Origin of the sequence: Klebsiella sp. 1SOBk5mer (assembly GCF_046603115.1) — a bacterium.
GTDB classification, from domain to species: domain Bacteria; phylum Pseudomonadota; class Gammaproteobacteria; order Enterobacterales; family Enterobacteriaceae; genus Klebsiella; species Klebsiella quasipneumoniae.
Map to the genome: position 1 here is coordinate 777,412 of NZ_JBKIUU010000001.1, position 13,956 is coordinate 791,367.

Annotated in this window: 13 protein-coding genes and 1 pseudogene; 7 read left to right on the forward strand and 7 right to left on the reverse strand. The window is 52.5% G+C overall.

The annotated features are described in order from the left end of the window. Positions 1-69: 69 nt before the first annotated feature. The 5 genes and pseudogenes from ACLH1U_RS03830 to ACLH1U_RS03850 form a co-directional block, all read left to right on the forward strand. Positions 70-144 (forward strand): annotated as a pseudogene (locus tag ACLH1U_RS03830) (hypothetical protein); the annotation flags it as partial. Between the two features lie 203 nt (positions 145-347). Further along, positions 348-572: a hypothetical protein gene (locus tag ACLH1U_RS03835; RefSeq protein ID WP_048297556.1), complete on the forward strand. Its 225-nt coding sequence runs from the start codon at positions 348-350 to the stop codon at positions 570-572. Positions 573-715: 143 nt separating this feature from the next. Beyond that, entirely contained in the window at positions 716-1,336 is a 621-nt protein-coding gene (locus ACLH1U_RS03840) for a histidine phosphatase family protein (protein ID WP_085551109.1), read from the forward strand. Between the two features lie 243 nt (positions 1,337-1,579). Continuing rightward, positions 1,580-3,577, forward strand: a complete 1,998-nt coding sequence (locus ACLH1U_RS03845; protein WP_237902670.1) for a BCCT family transporter — start codon at positions 1,580-1,582, stop codon at positions 3,575-3,577. A gap of 62 nt (positions 3,578-3,639) precedes the next feature. Continuing rightward, positions 3,640-4,917 (forward strand): DUF2254 domain-containing protein, encoded by a 1,278-nt coding sequence (locus ACLH1U_RS03850; RefSeq protein WP_101861623.1) that lies wholly within the window; start codon positions 3,640-3,642, stop codon positions 4,915-4,917. Positions 4,918-5,005: 88 nt separating this feature from the next. Here ACLH1U_RS03850 and ACLH1U_RS03855 read toward each other — a convergent pair whose 3' ends face one another. The 4 genes from ACLH1U_RS03855 to ACLH1U_RS03870 form a co-directional block, all read right to left on the reverse strand. Then, positions 5,006-5,353, reverse strand: a complete 348-nt coding sequence (locus ACLH1U_RS03855) for an ASCH domain-containing protein (RefSeq protein WP_032452934.1) — start codon at positions 5,351-5,353, stop codon at positions 5,006-5,008. 164 nt (positions 5,354-5,517) lie between these two features. Next, the gene (locus ACLH1U_RS03860) at positions 5,518-6,288 is read right to left on the reverse strand and encodes an SDR family NAD(P)-dependent oxidoreductase (RefSeq protein WP_032452933.1); all 771 of its coding nucleotides are present in this window, start codon (positions 6,286-6,288) and stop codon (positions 5,518-5,520) included. A 55-nt stretch (positions 6,289-6,343) separates the two neighbouring features. Next, complete coding sequence (locus tag ACLH1U_RS03865) at positions 6,344-7,543, reverse strand: arabinose transporter (RefSeq protein ID WP_077253910.1); 1,200 nt, start codon at positions 7,541-7,543, stop codon at positions 6,344-6,346. A gap of 66 nt (positions 7,544-7,609) precedes the next feature. After that, positions 7,610-8,932 (reverse strand): amidohydrolase family protein, encoded by a 1,323-nt coding sequence (locus tag ACLH1U_RS03870; RefSeq protein WP_101861620.1) that lies wholly within the window; start codon positions 8,930-8,932, stop codon positions 7,610-7,612. Between the two features lie 98 nt (positions 8,933-9,030). Here ACLH1U_RS03870 and ACLH1U_RS03875 point away from each other — a divergent pair, with 98 nt between their 5' ends. Next, complete coding sequence (locus ACLH1U_RS03875; RefSeq protein ID WP_197971423.1) at positions 9,031-10,032, forward strand: LysR family transcriptional regulator; 1,002 nt, start codon at positions 9,031-9,033, stop codon at positions 10,030-10,032. A gap of 171 nt (positions 10,033-10,203) precedes the next feature. On the opposite strand, the gene ACLH1U_RS03880 is transcribed toward ACLH1U_RS03875, so the two are convergent. Then, on the reverse strand, positions 10,204-10,929 hold the full coding sequence (locus ACLH1U_RS03880) for a type 1 glutamine amidotransferase (protein ID WP_102002346.1): 726 nt from the start codon (positions 10,927-10,929) through the stop codon (positions 10,204-10,206). Between the two features lie 92 nt (positions 10,930-11,021). Between ACLH1U_RS03880 and ACLH1U_RS03885 the strand changes: the two genes are divergently transcribed. Continuing rightward, complete coding sequence (locus ACLH1U_RS03885; protein WP_411299075.1) at positions 11,022-11,822, forward strand: AraC family transcriptional regulator; 801 nt, start codon at positions 11,022-11,024, stop codon at positions 11,820-11,822. A 502-nt stretch (positions 11,823-12,324) separates the two neighbouring features. Here ACLH1U_RS03885 and ACLH1U_RS03890 read toward each other — a convergent pair. Both ACLH1U_RS03890 and ACLH1U_RS03895 read right to left on the reverse strand, forming a co-directional pair. Next, positions 12,325-12,681 carry an ASCH domain-containing protein gene (locus ACLH1U_RS03890; protein ID WP_180812812.1) on the reverse strand — a complete coding sequence of 119 codons (357 nt, stop codon included), beginning with the start codon at positions 12,679-12,681 and terminating at the stop codon, positions 12,325-12,327. 251 nt (positions 12,682-12,932) lie between these two features. Then, complete coding sequence (locus ACLH1U_RS03895) at positions 12,933-13,868, reverse strand: LysR family transcriptional regulator (RefSeq protein WP_102003961.1); 936 nt, start codon at positions 13,866-13,868, stop codon at positions 12,933-12,935. Positions 13,869-13,956: the final 88 nt, after the last annotated feature.

Sequence of the window (13,956 nt, forward strand, 5' to 3'; positions counted from 1 at the left end):
CTCTCCCCGGGGAGAGGGCATCGCCCGGTCGCGTCTCTCGCACCGATAAAACCTGAAAGACGCCGTGATGAATCTGCGTCCTCTTTCGCCACTATGTTCCGCCGCGTGACCGGGCAGCCGCCATCGTTTTATCACCCAGCCTGATGCGTCGGGGAAGGGGACTCCGGCAGCATAGGTCGGAAATGAATGTCATTTTTATGGCGTTGCTGTGCGTTAACATAGTCATAAGACAGACAATCCTGGAATGCCTGGCTTGCGTCTTCAGGTACCCCTACATTTAGTGGTGGCTGCCTCCAGGCGGTTTCTCTATTCTGCCTGTAACCGTGAGAAGACCGGAGTCTCTCTTTGTGAACCATCTTATCGTTGAAAAAGTCATCATCATCTTTCTTCTCATCCTGTGGGGATTCGATACATTCAGAACCAGGAAAAGAAAACGTTATGATCCCGCGATTGAAGCCGCTGATGCCAGCGAACGCCATCAATGGCGCTATCTGAGATGGGGGTTTCGGATCATACAGGCGGTAGCGGGAGTGTATATCGTCGTGCAGTTAATTCGCGTATTACTGAGATAGCGGCCGCCGGCAGGGGCGACTGAACATAACCCTTGTCAGCGACACGTGTTCCTGTTTTTCATCGAGAGCTGAGAACTTGCCTGCATATAAACGGGGTGTTTTTAGTTTGTAACATTTCCAACAACAGCATACGTGACCTTTCAATGATGCAAGTGATACTGGTTCGACACGCAGAAACAGAATGGAATGTAAAAGGTAGTATTCAGGGACACAATGATAGCGCATTGACGCTTCGGGGGGAGCGTCAAACATCAGCCTTACTGGCGGCGTTTGCAGCGAGTAATTACCGGGTAGAATGTGTTTACGCTTCTCCGCTTGGCCGGGCCTGGCAAATGGGACAGCGCCTGGCGGAGAGTTTTTATTGTTCACTGATAGCTGAACCAGCTCTGAAAGAACAGGCTTTTGGTCAGTTTGAGGGCATGACAAGCGTAGAGCTCCTGCAGAATAATCCAGACGCCGCAGAAGCGTTATTCAACCTTGATGCAGAGTATTGTCCGCCAGGGGGGGAGTCTCTCTCACATGCTTCGCAGCGAATTATGCATTTTTTATCCAATCTGGAAAAAAAACATCATCATCGAACAATATGTCTTGTCTCTCACGGGCAGGTCATTCAGGGCGTGCTTGCGATGCTAACAAGCGGAGCTGTGGATGATTTTCACAGGTATGCGCAACCCAACGCGAGTTACTCCGTTTTCGAGTTGGTTAATGGAAGGTGTACCGCCCTTAGATGGGGGATCGCGACACATTTACGTCACCTGGATTGAACAGTCTGACTTACCCCAAATTAATATACTTCACTTCACGTATATCCCAGCTTTGATACAGATAAATGCCCCAGGAAGCGGCAGGCTGAGTAACCAGGAACCCCTTAGAATACAGGATGATTTGTATCGGCACTTATTACACCATGCGTTCCGATTAACGCCGCATAGCCAGTTGAACTTTGCTACTCTGTGAAAGGTAGTGCTGTCTATCCAGTGCGGATTTAATTAATGGAATAAATGATTATGAGTGATAATGATACAACCCCGAAGAAGTCTACAAGCCAGATTAACAAAGCGGTATTCTTTACATCTGCTTTGCTAATTTTCCTTCTTGTCGCCTTTGCCGCCGTATTCCCGGATGTCGCCGACAAAAATTTTAAACTACTACAGCAACAAATCTTCACGAATGCCAGCTGGTTCTACATCCTTGCTGTGGCCCTGATTTTACTAAGTGTCACCTTCCTTGGACTCTCACGCTACGGTGATATCAAGCTGGGCCCGGACCATGCGCAGCCTGATTTCAGCTACCACTCCTGGTTTGCGATGCTTTTTTCGGCAGGGATGGGGATCGGCCTGATGTTCTTTGGCGTTGCCGAACCTGTAATGCATTATCTTTCGCCTCCCGTTGGCACGCCAGAAACCGTTGCGGCAGCCAAGGAAGCAATGCGTCTGACCTTCTTCCACTGGGGACTGCACGCATGGGCAATTTATGCCATTGTGGCGCTGATTCTGGCGTTCTTCAGTTACCGTCACGGTCTGCCTTTAACTCTGCGCTCCGCACTCTATCCCATTATTGGCGATCGCATATACGGGCCTGTAGGCCATGCGGTTGATATTTTCGCTGTTATAGGCACGGTCTTTGGCGTCGCGACATCGCTGGGTTACGGTGTTTTGCAGGTGAATGCCGGTTTGAACCATCTTTTCGGGGTGCCCATCAATGAAACGGTGCAGGTCATTCTGATCGTGGTCATCACGGGGTTAGCGACGATTTCAGTGGTGTCCGGCCTGGATAAGGGAATACGTATCCTGTCTGAGCTCAATCTGGGTCTGGCGTTGTTGCTCCTGGCGCTGGTTCTGTGTCTGGGACCAACCGTGCTTCTGCTGAAGTCATTTGTGGAAAATACGGGCGGTTATCTTTCGGAACTGGTGAGTAAAACGTTCAACCTTTACGCGTATGAGCCTAAGTCGAGCAACTGGCTGGGGGGCTGGACATTACTGTACTGGGGATGGTGGCTTTCATGGTCGCCGTTTGTGGGGATGTTCATCGCCCGGGTCTCCCGCGGGCGAACCATTCGCGAGTTTGTCACCGGCGTGCTGTTTGTTCCCGCGGGTTTTACGCTAATGTGGATGACGGTGTTTGGTAACAGCGCGATCTATCTCATTATGAACCAGGGGGCCACAGACCTCGCCAATACTGTTCAGCAGGATGTGGCGCTGGCCCTGTTTAATTTCCTGGAGCATTTCCCGTTCTCTTCCGTGCTGTCATTCATCGCAATGGCGATGGTCATCGTCTTCTTTGTCACGTCTGCTGATTCGGGGGCAATGGTAGTTGATTCTCTGGCATCAGGTGGAGTGGCAAACACACCCGTCTGGCAGCGAATATTTTGGGCCTCGCTCATGGGCATTGTCGCAATTGCGCTTCTCCTTGCCGGAGGGCTAAGTGCGCTGCAAACAGTGACAATAGCGAGTGCATTGCCTTTCTCAGTGATCTTACTGATATCCATATACGGACTTTTAAAAGCTTTGCGCCGGGATTTGACCAAGCGTGAAAGCCTGAGCATGGCGACAATTGCTCCTACGGCTGCACGTAACCCAATTCCCTGGCAGAGAAGGTTGCGCAATATCGCGTATCTGCCGAAGCGATCTCTTGTGAAACGTTTTATGGACGACGTCATCCAGCCCGCCATGACGCTGGTTCAGGAAGAGCTGAACAAGCAGGGGACGATAAGCCACATCAGTGACACAGTCGAGGATCGTATTCGTCTTGAAGTCGATTTGGGTAACGAGCTGAATTTTATATATGAAGTGAGGCTTCGCGGGTATAGCTCACCGACCTTCGCGCTCGCCGCGATGGATAATAATGAGCAGCAGACTGAACAACATAGATATTATCGCGCTGAGGTTTATCTCAAAGAAGGCGGTCAAAATTATGATGTGATGGGCTGGAACCAGGAACAGCTGATTAATGACATACTGGACCAGTACGAAAAACATCTGCACTTCCTGCACCTGGTTCGTTAATAGCAACATGCCGTCCTGGGGGCGGCAATTATTTATCCCGGCCGCAATATGAGGAATGCAGAATGATTTCACGCTGGAAATGGATTCTGAAGCAGACATTTAAAAAGCTATGGTTCAGGGCAACGTTATTCGCCATTGTCGCGATAATAACGGCCCTTTTATCAATTCTTTTTAAATCAATGATACCTGAGTCGGTTTCCGTGAAAGTTGGTGCGGAAGCAGTCGATAACATTCTGAACATACTGGCATCGAGTATGCTGGCAGTGACCACTTTTTCGTTGAGTATCATGGTCACAGCCTACGGTTCAGCCACTACTAATGTGACTCCCAGAGCTACGCGTTTAGTTGTTGAAGACGTAACCACACAAAATGTACTGGCCACCTTCATCGGTTCTTTTCTCTTCAGTCTGGTAGGGATTATTGCCCTCAATATGGGAGCTTATGGAGAAAGGGGGAGAGTCATTTTATTCATTGTCACACTGGTTGTCATTGCCTTAATCCTCATCACATTGCTTCGCTGGATACAGCATTTGACCTCGCTGGGGAGGGTAGGTGAGACAACGGCAAAAGTAGAACAGGCGGCCATCGAATCATTTATTGCGAGAGCAAGAAATCCCTTTCTCGGCGGATATCCATGGCTTGAGAACAATGAACAGCCGAAAGGAACGGTTGCCGTTTATCCGAAGAAGATTGGCTATGTTGAATATATTGATATGGTGAAACTTAGCAAACTGCTGACCAATGATCCCCGTCATGTATACCTCGTGGCGCAGCCAGGCAGTTTCATACATCCATCCATGCCAGTTTTGTACCTGAGTCAAGGCCAGGAGTCATCAATCAGCGCCGATTTACTTGAGACGATTATTGTCTCGGATGTACGTTCATTTGCTCAGGATCCGCGATTTTGTCTTAGCGTCATGGCCGAAATAGCCTGCCGGGCCCTTTCCCCCGCAGTGAACGATCCTGGAACCGCCATTGATGTCATTGGCAGAGGTGTTCGTATACTTTCCACTTACGCGCAGAATAAATCTGATGAAATAGAAGTGAAATATCCTTCAGTTCATGTTGCACCACTTCAGAATAACGATCTACTGGAAGACTTTTTCTCACCTGTCGCGCGCGATGGTGCCAGTATGAGGGAGATTCAGATAAGAGTCCTTAAAGGACTGTCTATGCTGAGTAAGGGTTGGCCTGGAATATTTTCTGAGGCCGCGCATAATTTAGCATTTGAAACATTAGAGCATGCAACACGTGCTGACCATATAGATTCTGACAGATGTCTAATAAAATCAATTTATTATAATTTATTTGGTGGCGAAGATTCTAATAAAAAACCATAGTTGCGGAGCAAGCGATTCGGTTGTTGGCAAGTAAAGGGCAAAGCATTCGCGTGAGAATGGGCGTCTGCTTTGTGCCAGGGTCGGACTTTTACAAAATCTCGCTAAGCTCAAACTCCTCAAAGACAAGTTCCATTTCCTCAGAATAAGTGCCTTCACGCTCAAAATAGCGTTTGTGTCCTTCCTTCCAGTACTCCAGACTTAAATCACCTTCACCTTCTTTGCTGGCGAGTTCGCTTGTCATTTCACAAAAGCGAATGACCTGCAACCTGACAGTCTGAATCACGCACATTGGCTGTCCTGTTCCGTCGAGAATGATATTGTCACTTCCAGCGCAGGGAGCTTCGCCTCGTTCATATTCACGCTGAAAAGAAGTTTTCGAACAGCAGGTTGCTGTTTTAATCCCACTTAGAACCAGTTGTTTGCGCAGAGTGAACATCAAGGGTTCACAATTCGGTTAAGTACCAATCGCTCAAAGTAGATAATTGAAGGATGAAGTGCTTTATTAACCGGCTGTACGATTAATTACAGCCGGCCAAAGAACCGTCGGGAATCAGACAGCCAATGATAAGTCCTCTACTAACGGTGGTTAAATTTTCCTTCTTACTCCGGCAACATAACACCTGAAAGCTCAGCACAGATATGAAGCAGCCGATCCTGCAGTGCAACATCATTGGCCTGTGGATTCGCGGTCATGCGCTTGAGGTGGTAGAAATATTTACCTGTTACCTTTGCCTGCGGATCATCACTGGCGACAAGCCAGGCCTGAGTCAGATGCGCCTGGTCCATATCATCGGGCGCACCCGGGCCGCCCATTCTGGTGGGCACCCAGCCGGGCTCCAGAGCGTTGACGTGCACGTCCCGCCAGCGACGCGCCACGGCAAACGCCAGCATCGCGTCATGCAATTTACTCTCAGCGTAGGCGTCGGCGCCATTCCAGGGCCGCTTGCGCCAGAGAATATCGTCCAGACAGGCTCCGACATGATGATGCATACCAGAACTCAGATAGACGAGGTGCTGCGGACGCGCGATCAATGCGGTTAGTATGTAAGCGGAAAGCGTATTAATTGCGAACACATGCGGCAGCCCGTCCCGGGTGACACGGCTGGCTTCACGATAGCCCACTGCGGCGTTATGGATCACAGCATCGAAATGCCCGAGATCGTTAACGCGTGATGCGGTTTCCTTCGCCCCCGCAATCGTTTCGAGGTCGCCGACGACGACCGCTTCGGCCTGCGGTAAAGCGCGCCGGGCATCTTCTGCACGGCTGCTATTACGCGCGTGCAGCACAACGTCATGCCCCTGCTGAACCAGCAGTTCAGCCGTCATCAGGCCCAGGCCGGTGGACGAGCCGGAAATAAAAATACGAGACATAGAACTTCTCCAGAGTAGTGCGCCGCCAGACACGACTGACGGCACTGCGTGATATTCAGAATTGGGCGCGGCGGGAGACACTCGCGAGCAGCGCACCCAGCAGTGCACACAGCGCGCCAGAGAGATAAACGGCGGCATAACTGTAATGACCGGCGATAAACCCCGCAGCCGGGCCAGAGAGGCCATAGGCGATATCAAGAAAAGCGACGAAGGCGCCCATTGCACTACCACGATTGGCCGGTGGCACCCGCCGGAGTGCTTCGACACCCAGCGCCGGGAAAACCAGCGCACAGCCCAGTCCGGTCACCAGCGCACCGGCAAGCGCCGTCCATTCATTTGTGCCCAGCCACAACATGGCCTGGCCGATGGCTTCAACCGTCAGCGACCAGATTGCCACGCGATAGCCTCCCATCCGATCGGGCAGATGGCCGAAGACAAGGCGAACGAAAATAAACCCGAGTCCAAAGGCTGTCATGACCAGACCGGCGTTCTGCCAGTGGTGTGCCGCAAAGTACAGCGAGGCAAAAGCGGTGAGTCCGGATAAGCCGACTCCCTGCAGCATCAGCCCCAGCCCTTCGCGCCAGATGCGTCCGATCACCTGATAAAATGGCAATCGCGTGCCTCCCGGCGACAAATAAGCAGAAGAGCCCAGCGCGATCAGCGCAGCCAGGACCGGTGCAGCAATGCAGGCCATCATGGCTACCGCGAGGCTGTAATGCTGATACAGCGCCATGCCAACCGGCGCGCCAATTGACAGGGCTGCGAACATGGCAATGCCGGTCCATGACATCGACATTCCGGCCCGCTGTGGGCCAACCGAAGCAATCGACCAGGAGACACACCCCGTGACGAACTGGCTTTCGCCAAAGCCAGCCATCAGACGACCGGCAATGACGATGCCGAGGCTGGCGGTGGGCGATAGATCTGACGCGGAAGCGGTCAGATACAACCCACCCGCCAGCGCCGAAAGCAGTGCCCCCTGCAGTGCAGAACGCTTGCCGCCCAGCTGGTCGGTTACCCGTCCGGCATAGCCACGTGTGAGCACGGTGGCCAGAAACTGAATGCCGATCACCAGTCCCACGACGAGGTTACTGAAACCGAGGTGACCATGTATGAATAACGGAATCACCGGCAATGGCAGGCCAACCGCCAGATAGCCAAAGAACAGTGCGGCGATAACGCCCGAAGCCGGGCGGGGAAGCAGCGCGGGCGGGTTGTTTTCCTGCATGCTTCGCTTTATAGCGAGATCTGGCATGTAAATCTCCTGTGCGAGAAAGGCGTATAAGTGTGATACGGCCCGCTGCGACGGGCCGCTCTGTCATCAGGCTGCCGTGAAGCGATCGACATGCCAGCCGCTGGCTTTGAGCAGGTAATCACGGGACGCTGTGGTATCCGCCTCCAGTGCGGCCAGATCCACGTCAATCAGTTGGCCCGCGCGCTTACGTAACTGTCCCGCCACCATTACCGTGTCCACATCCGCGCGTTCAATCGCCTGCACCACCGTTCCGGTTACATTCGTGACCGGGAAGACGGCGACGCCGCTGGTGCGTACCATGATGATGTCAGCCTGCTTACCTGGCGTAAGGGTGCCAATCTGATCCTCCAGTCCGGCCGCGCGTGCGCCATTGACGGTTGCCGCCTTCAGTACCGCTGCGACCGTAATAGGTGCCGGTACACTCTCTTCACCACGGAAGCGCCGGTAGCGCATCGCTGAGCGTTGTTGTCCAAACAGCGCATGCATTTCTCCGAACATATCGCTGCCAAACGCGGTATCCAGATCAATGCCCAGCGCTGGCGTCAGACCATAATTAACGGCCTTCTGATAGGCGAAGCTCTCATCGTCGAAGCCAAACAGCGCATCTGAACGCGGATTAACGGTGACGTTAACACCTGCTTCGGCCAGTAGCTGCCATGTCTCATGCGGAACCCGAGAACAGTGGTTAAATATATTGTGCGTACCCAGCACACCCGGTTTGGCAAATTCCGGGCCGAGCTTCGCCAGATCGCCGATGAATTCCGTTAGAATCCGCATGTCGAGATCACGCGCGACCTGCCACCAGTCCAGATTAAGTTGCCCGAACAGGCCCACGCGTACCCGGCTTTCCGGGGTATTCCAGCGCTGCGCCAGCCGCGGCAGATCGCCCGGCAGATGCGCGGCTGAGGCTTGCTTGTCCATCGCCGCACCCACCATGTGTAATGCGCGAATACCGCTCTCCTGCAGGGCATCCAGCGCGGCATCAGTGTGGGCCGGGCTGCGCGCGTTGTGGCAGGCATCAATAACGGTAGTGATACCGGCGTCCAGACAGGCGGCCGCGGTCAGTCTGGTACTCAGAAACATGTCCAGCGGCCGATAGTGGGCACCCAGTTTTTCAGCGACAACATCAATGTAAGCAAACAGATCGTCCACATCTGGCATCATGCGACGCATGACACCCAGCCACATGTGATGATGAGCATCAATCAGTCCTGGCATAACAATATGATGAGTGGCATCAATCACCTCAGCGTCATCCGCCTGCAGAGCCGGACCAACAGCCGCGATCCGATCGTCCTCGACAAGGACATCGCCGACGTCAAGATTAGGAACATTGGCATCCAGCGTAAGGATAATGCCGCCTTTGAAAAGAGTGCGCTTTGTTGTCATGTCGTATTCCTCAGAATTAAGGGGGGCCGTTCGTTGCGGAATTACCCGGCCTGAACCAGGTAAACTGCGAGTCGCAACGATGTGGACGACACAATAGGTTGCGCACCATCTTTGATAAAGGTAGTTTTATTCAAATTATTTTTGCTAAAAATCAAAGATGGGTGCTTATGAGTTTTGACGGACGACTTCTCTCGGGGCTAAGTGTGTTGGCAGCTGTCGTCGAGGCTGGTAGTTTCAGCCGCGCTGGCGAGATACTGGGACTTTCAGCTTCCGGCGTAAGCCGATCTATTGATCGGCTTGAAGCACGTCTCGGTGTACGTCTGCTGAACCGCACCACGCGCACCCTGAACCTCACCAGCGAAGGCAGGGCTTTATATGAGCGCGCTGCGCCGCATCTGGAAGGTATTGAAGTAGCGGCAAGCTATGTTTCTGGTGCTGCCGTGGCGGTGCGTGGTGCATTGCGCGTTAGCGTGAATCCCATCTTTGCTCGTTACATTCTGGCACCCAAATTGCCGCTGTTACGCCAGCGTCATCCGGATCTGAAACTGACGGTGGTGCAGCAACCCGATGTCGGCGATCTGGTGACGGAGGGGATCGATGTCGCAGTGCGCTTTGGGCCTCAACCTCCCTCTACCATCACATCAAAGCTGCTGCTGAATACGCGCGTGCTGACGGTAGCCGCGCCGGCTTATCTGGCACAGCACGGAAGACCACAGAATCCCCAGGATCTTACCAGGCATGAATGCATTCAATATATTGATCCGCGCAGCGGTAAACCGTTCAGTTGGGAATTTCGGCGCGGTCGGGAATGGCTGTCTGTAGAGACACAGGGGCATCTGATCACTACTGATGTCGATCTTATGGTGCAGGCCTGCGTGAGCGGCACCGGTATTGCGCAGGTGTTATCACTGAGTGTCGCGCACCTGATAGCAGACGGGAAGCTCACAGAACTGTTTCCGGAATGGCCGGATGAAACCTATCCACTGTACGTTGCCCGCCCATCGCGTCGTCTGGCACCAGCGGCTGTCGAGGCCTTTTTGAATTTTTGCACTGAAATCAGTGACGATTTTGAAGAGTTCCAGCCCAGCGCACAGCGATGACAAGCATATATTCAGTCTGCTTCGGGGAAGAAAGCTATTTAGCCGAAGTGTCGGGAGATTGAAGGTCCGCTCCTCGCTCATAGCGGACCTTCAAATCAGTTAGTTCGTCCGCTCTGTGCCAGGAGCGGACATGACAATCTCAACCCGATGGCAAGCTCACCGGGCATGACATTATGCTTGAGCGGCGTTGTAACGTGCTTCCAGCTTATCCAGAAAGCCAAAAAGCACTTGATTCATTTCACTGTAATCCTGGGCCCGGAGCACTTCAGGCGTGTCAACGAAACGGTAGTCTGCTGCACGGCTCAGGTCTTGCTCAGAATGGGCGATCAGCCGTTCTACAACGTCCAATGTGAGCTCCATATGGCACTGGAAACCAAAGACGCGGTCTGAATAGGCAACGATCTGCCGGGGACAGCCTTCGCTGTAAGCGATAATCTTAGCCTCCGGCGTCAAGCCTGGCATATCGTTATGCCAGTGACCCACTTCCAGTGTTTTCCCAAAGTGAGAGAACATTTCATCCTTTCTGCCGTCTTCGGTCAATGTGATCGGGAATTTACCAATCTCTTTTTCCGGGCTATGAGAGAACGGCGCGCCCAGCGCTTCACCAATGAGCTGTGAACCCAGGCAGATACCGATCACCGCCTTACCGGTTTTAACCGCGGAAGCAATCAGCGCCTGTTCCGCTTTAGCATTAAAGTGCGGGCACGCTTCAAGCGTTGTGTCCGGATCTTGCGGACCGCCCATCACGATAAGAAAATCGATGCCTTCGGCGTCAGCAGGTAGCCGATCGCCTGCATAGACGCGTGAGTAAGTTACATCATGACCTTGGTTTATTGCCCAGGTTTCATATGCGCCCGGGGCTTCAAAACTTTCATGTACGATAAAGTGTACACGCATGAGGTTAAGCTCCTGTAATATCTTTGACGATCAGAATGATAAGTCACGCACCCATTGCCTAAGGCTCTACTCCGGGTGGTTCCAGTTTCGATATGATAAATGCAGGGGCTAAATCTGAAATGCCAGGTAGTATAGATAAAGCGCCAAGACATGATGAAGCCACAGGCTGGTCCAGTACTGCGATAAGCTATCAACGCGGTGAGGTCGATCCTCCCCATCATCATGTTGAGGGGCAGCTACTCTTCGCCACCAGAGGGGTGATGCTGGTGCAAACAGAGAGTGACCGTTGGGTGATCCCTCCTCAGCGGGCATTATGGCTACCGCCTCTGCATATCCATAGTTACCATCTGCTTTCACAAACCGATCTCAGGGCGATCTATTTCAGCAGTAGCCTTATCGCAGAATGTATGAGCTTTACGAAGAGTCATCAGGTGCATGTGATCACGGCTACGTCGTTAGTCAAAGAACTTATCGCAGGCCTGTTCAGTGAGGACTACGCCACACCGATTCAACGGAAGATAGCGTTGTTGCTTCTGGAAATTCTCAGCGAGGCGCCACCTTTAACGATGGCGCTACCCATGCCGAATGATGAGCGATTATTTAGCGCGGCCAGATCGTTACTGGTCAATCAGCGCTGGGAAGCATCGCTGAGCGAGCTGGCTTTTATGTCGGCCATGTCGGAACGGACCTTTTCCCGATTGTTTATGAAGGATACAGGCTTTAGTTTTCGAACATGGAAGCAGAGAGCCAGAATTTATGCTTCGTTGGATCTTCTCGCGAACGGCGTTCCAATCAAACAGGTCGCTTACCAGCTTGGTTTCTCATGCCCGGCGGCATTTACCGCTGCTTTTCGTTCCATTCTTGATTCAACGCCGCGCGATTTTGTGCCTTAAACCGGGAAACCATAACCGCTTTTTGCTCATCGCAGCCGTTCGGATATTTTGCACGACAAAGAGGGGATGGCAGGGGAGCCATCTGCGAGGAACAGAATCACCGTAAAATCCCTGGGGAAGAGAATGATATTTACCCCAGTAATCCTGTACACGGGCGGCCTGGCCTGCGCCTGCCAGCGCGGTGGTGAGCAAAAAGCGCCCAGCAGAAGATAAGGTGAATAACTGGCTGCCGGCACCGGACGGTAAGTTATCACTGTATATTCGCGCTTATTGGGGTGAGCAGTCGATTTTGGACGGGACCTGGCAGCCGCCGAAAATTGAAACCGTGAAATAAGCGAACCAAGTGGCCCTCTGTTTATGAAAGGGGGCTTTTTCTAACTCCTTTTGACCGTTTGTCCCTCGCGCACTGCACACCTTTTGCTCGATAGCTTGTCCGCTCCGCGCCAGCATCGAATATTGTTATCAAAGGCGCTTGATAAAACGTCAGCCCGTTAACCTTGTCTCACAGCACCTCAACCACTTCAAACTCTTCTGCGATCAACTCCATATCCTCAGAAAAATGACCTTCACGAATAAAAAAACGCTGATGCTCTTGCTGCCAGTATTCAAGGCTTAAATCGCCTTCACCTTCTTTGCGGGCGAACGCTTCAGTCACATCACAAAAACGCACCAGCTGCATCGAAACCAGTCTGATCACGCAAACTGGAACATTCTGGCCATCAAGAATAATGTTATAATCCCCAATCCTCGGGGCAGACGCTTCCTGCTGATAAGAGGCAAAAGATCCGCAAGAAGCCGTTTTGATCCCTTTTTTAATCAGCTCCGCAAGCTCGCTTGCCAGTTCCGGACCGTCACCCATTTGCCAGGCCCCTGCGCCTGGATATTTCCTTTTTATTTCCTCAACTTCAACCATGAAAATTCCTTCGTTATCGTCAATGAAAAGAAAGTTATACCTTTTTTAACCTGAGCGGTCCCAACATTATCAGCGATATCTTTCTTTAGATAGTGTGGTCCGTTCTTCGCTCAAAACGGACCCCAAGGGCATTTAACTCGTTGGCTCTGTGCCAGAAACGGAAATTAACTTCAGGACGAGCAATAACATCGCCTGTCTTATTCAGACTGCCAGTAAAGCGGTGAACCGAACGCGTCCAGGTAGTAATCGATAATCGCCCGAACGTTCAGAGGAGGGTGGCGGGCATTCGGATAGATTGCCGCGATATGCTGTGGCTCCGTTTTTATGGACGTATCCAGCTCCGGCAGAAGTTCGACAAGCTCGCCGCGCTTCAGCCGGTCTCCAATCAGCCAGTCAGGAAACAGCACAATCCCCATTCCCCCGAGCGCGGCAATCAGCAGAGTTTCAGCATTATTCGATGACATCAGGGGCGAGACGGGGTAGTGCACCCATTCTTCTCCGTGCCTGCGCAGCAGCCATTGGTTTGGTCCTGACGAACCGCGATAGACCAGGCATTTATGCCGCGCCAGCTCTTCGGGTGATCCCAACATGCCGTGCCGGCGGATGTAATCCGGTGACGCGGCAAGATGATAGAACTGCTGGCCAAACACGCGCGCATGAAAGGCGGAATCCGTCAGCACGCCAATGCGGAAAATTACGTCAGCCGGCTCGCGGTGCGGATCGATGTAATCATCAGTCAGGGTAAGCTCAATGCTGAGCTTCGGATATCGCGCCGTCAGGCCGGGTAACGCGGGGGCGACATGGCGCTGTCCAAAGAACACCGGTGCGTTTATGCGCACCATTCCGGAAGGCTCAAGGGTTCTCTCGTTGAGTTCCCGCCGCGCCTCCTCCATGCTGCCAGTCATGGCTCGCGCATAGCGGATAAAAAGATGGCCGCTTTCCGTCGGAATTATCGCCCGGGTATTGCGGTAAAAAAGCTGCTGCCCGAGCACATCCTCCATCTGATGGATGATGCGCGAAACCTGAGAGGCAGATATCCCTTCCCGCCGAGCTACCACAGAGAAATTCTGCGTCTCATAAACGTCAATAAAAATCAGCAGGGCGCGAATACTGATGTTCCCAAGCTCATTCATTAATGCATATCCTGCACAGGTGTTTATCTCATTATGGCATTTTTCTCATCCATGTTAAGTCGTAATCTTCTCCGCCTGGACTTTGGGA

What these genes read in the sequence shown, in the direction of transcription:
- ACLH1U_RS03840 (WP_085551109.1), top strand. Translation starts at nt 716, where the DNA reads ATGATGCAAGTGATACTGGTTCGACACGCAGAAACAGAATGGAATGTA.
- ACLH1U_RS03845 (WP_237902670.1), top strand. Translation starts at nt 1,580, where the DNA reads ATGAGTGATAATGATACAACCCCGAAGAAGTCTACAAGCCAGATTAAC.
- ACLH1U_RS03850 (WP_101861623.1), top strand. Translation starts at nt 3,640, where the DNA reads ATGATTTCACGCTGGAAATGGATTCTGAAGCAGACATTTAAAAAGCTA.
- ACLH1U_RS03855 (WP_032452934.1), bottom strand. Translation starts at nt 5,353, where the DNA reads ATGTTCACTCTGCGCAAACAACTGGTTCTAAGTGGGATTAAAACAGCA.
- ACLH1U_RS03860 (WP_032452933.1), bottom strand. Translation starts at nt 6,288, where the DNA reads ATGTCTCGTATTTTTATTTCCGGCTCGTCCACCGGCCTGGGCCTGATG.
- ACLH1U_RS03865 (WP_077253910.1), bottom strand. Translation starts at nt 7,543, where the DNA reads ATGCCAGATCTCGCTATAAAGCGAAGCATGCAGGAAAACAACCCGCCC.
- ACLH1U_RS03870 (WP_101861620.1), bottom strand. Translation starts at nt 8,932, where the DNA reads ATGACAACAAAGCGCACTCTTTTCAAAGGCGGCATTATCCTTACGCTG.
- ACLH1U_RS03880 (WP_102002346.1), bottom strand. Translation starts at nt 10,929, where the DNA reads ATGCGTGTACACTTTATCGTACATGAAAGTTTTGAAGCCCCGGGCGCA.
- ACLH1U_RS03885 (WP_411299075.1), top strand. Translation starts at nt 11,022, where the DNA reads ATGATAAATGCAGGGGCTAAATCTGAAATGCCAGGTAGTATAGATAAA.
- ACLH1U_RS03890 (WP_180812812.1), bottom strand. Translation starts at nt 12,681, where the DNA reads ATGGGTGACGGTCCGGAACTGGCAAGCGAGCTTGCGGAGCTGATTAAA.
- ACLH1U_RS03895 (WP_102003961.1), bottom strand. Translation starts at nt 13,868, where the DNA reads ATGAATGAGCTTGGGAACATCAGTATTCGCGCCCTGCTGATTTTTATT.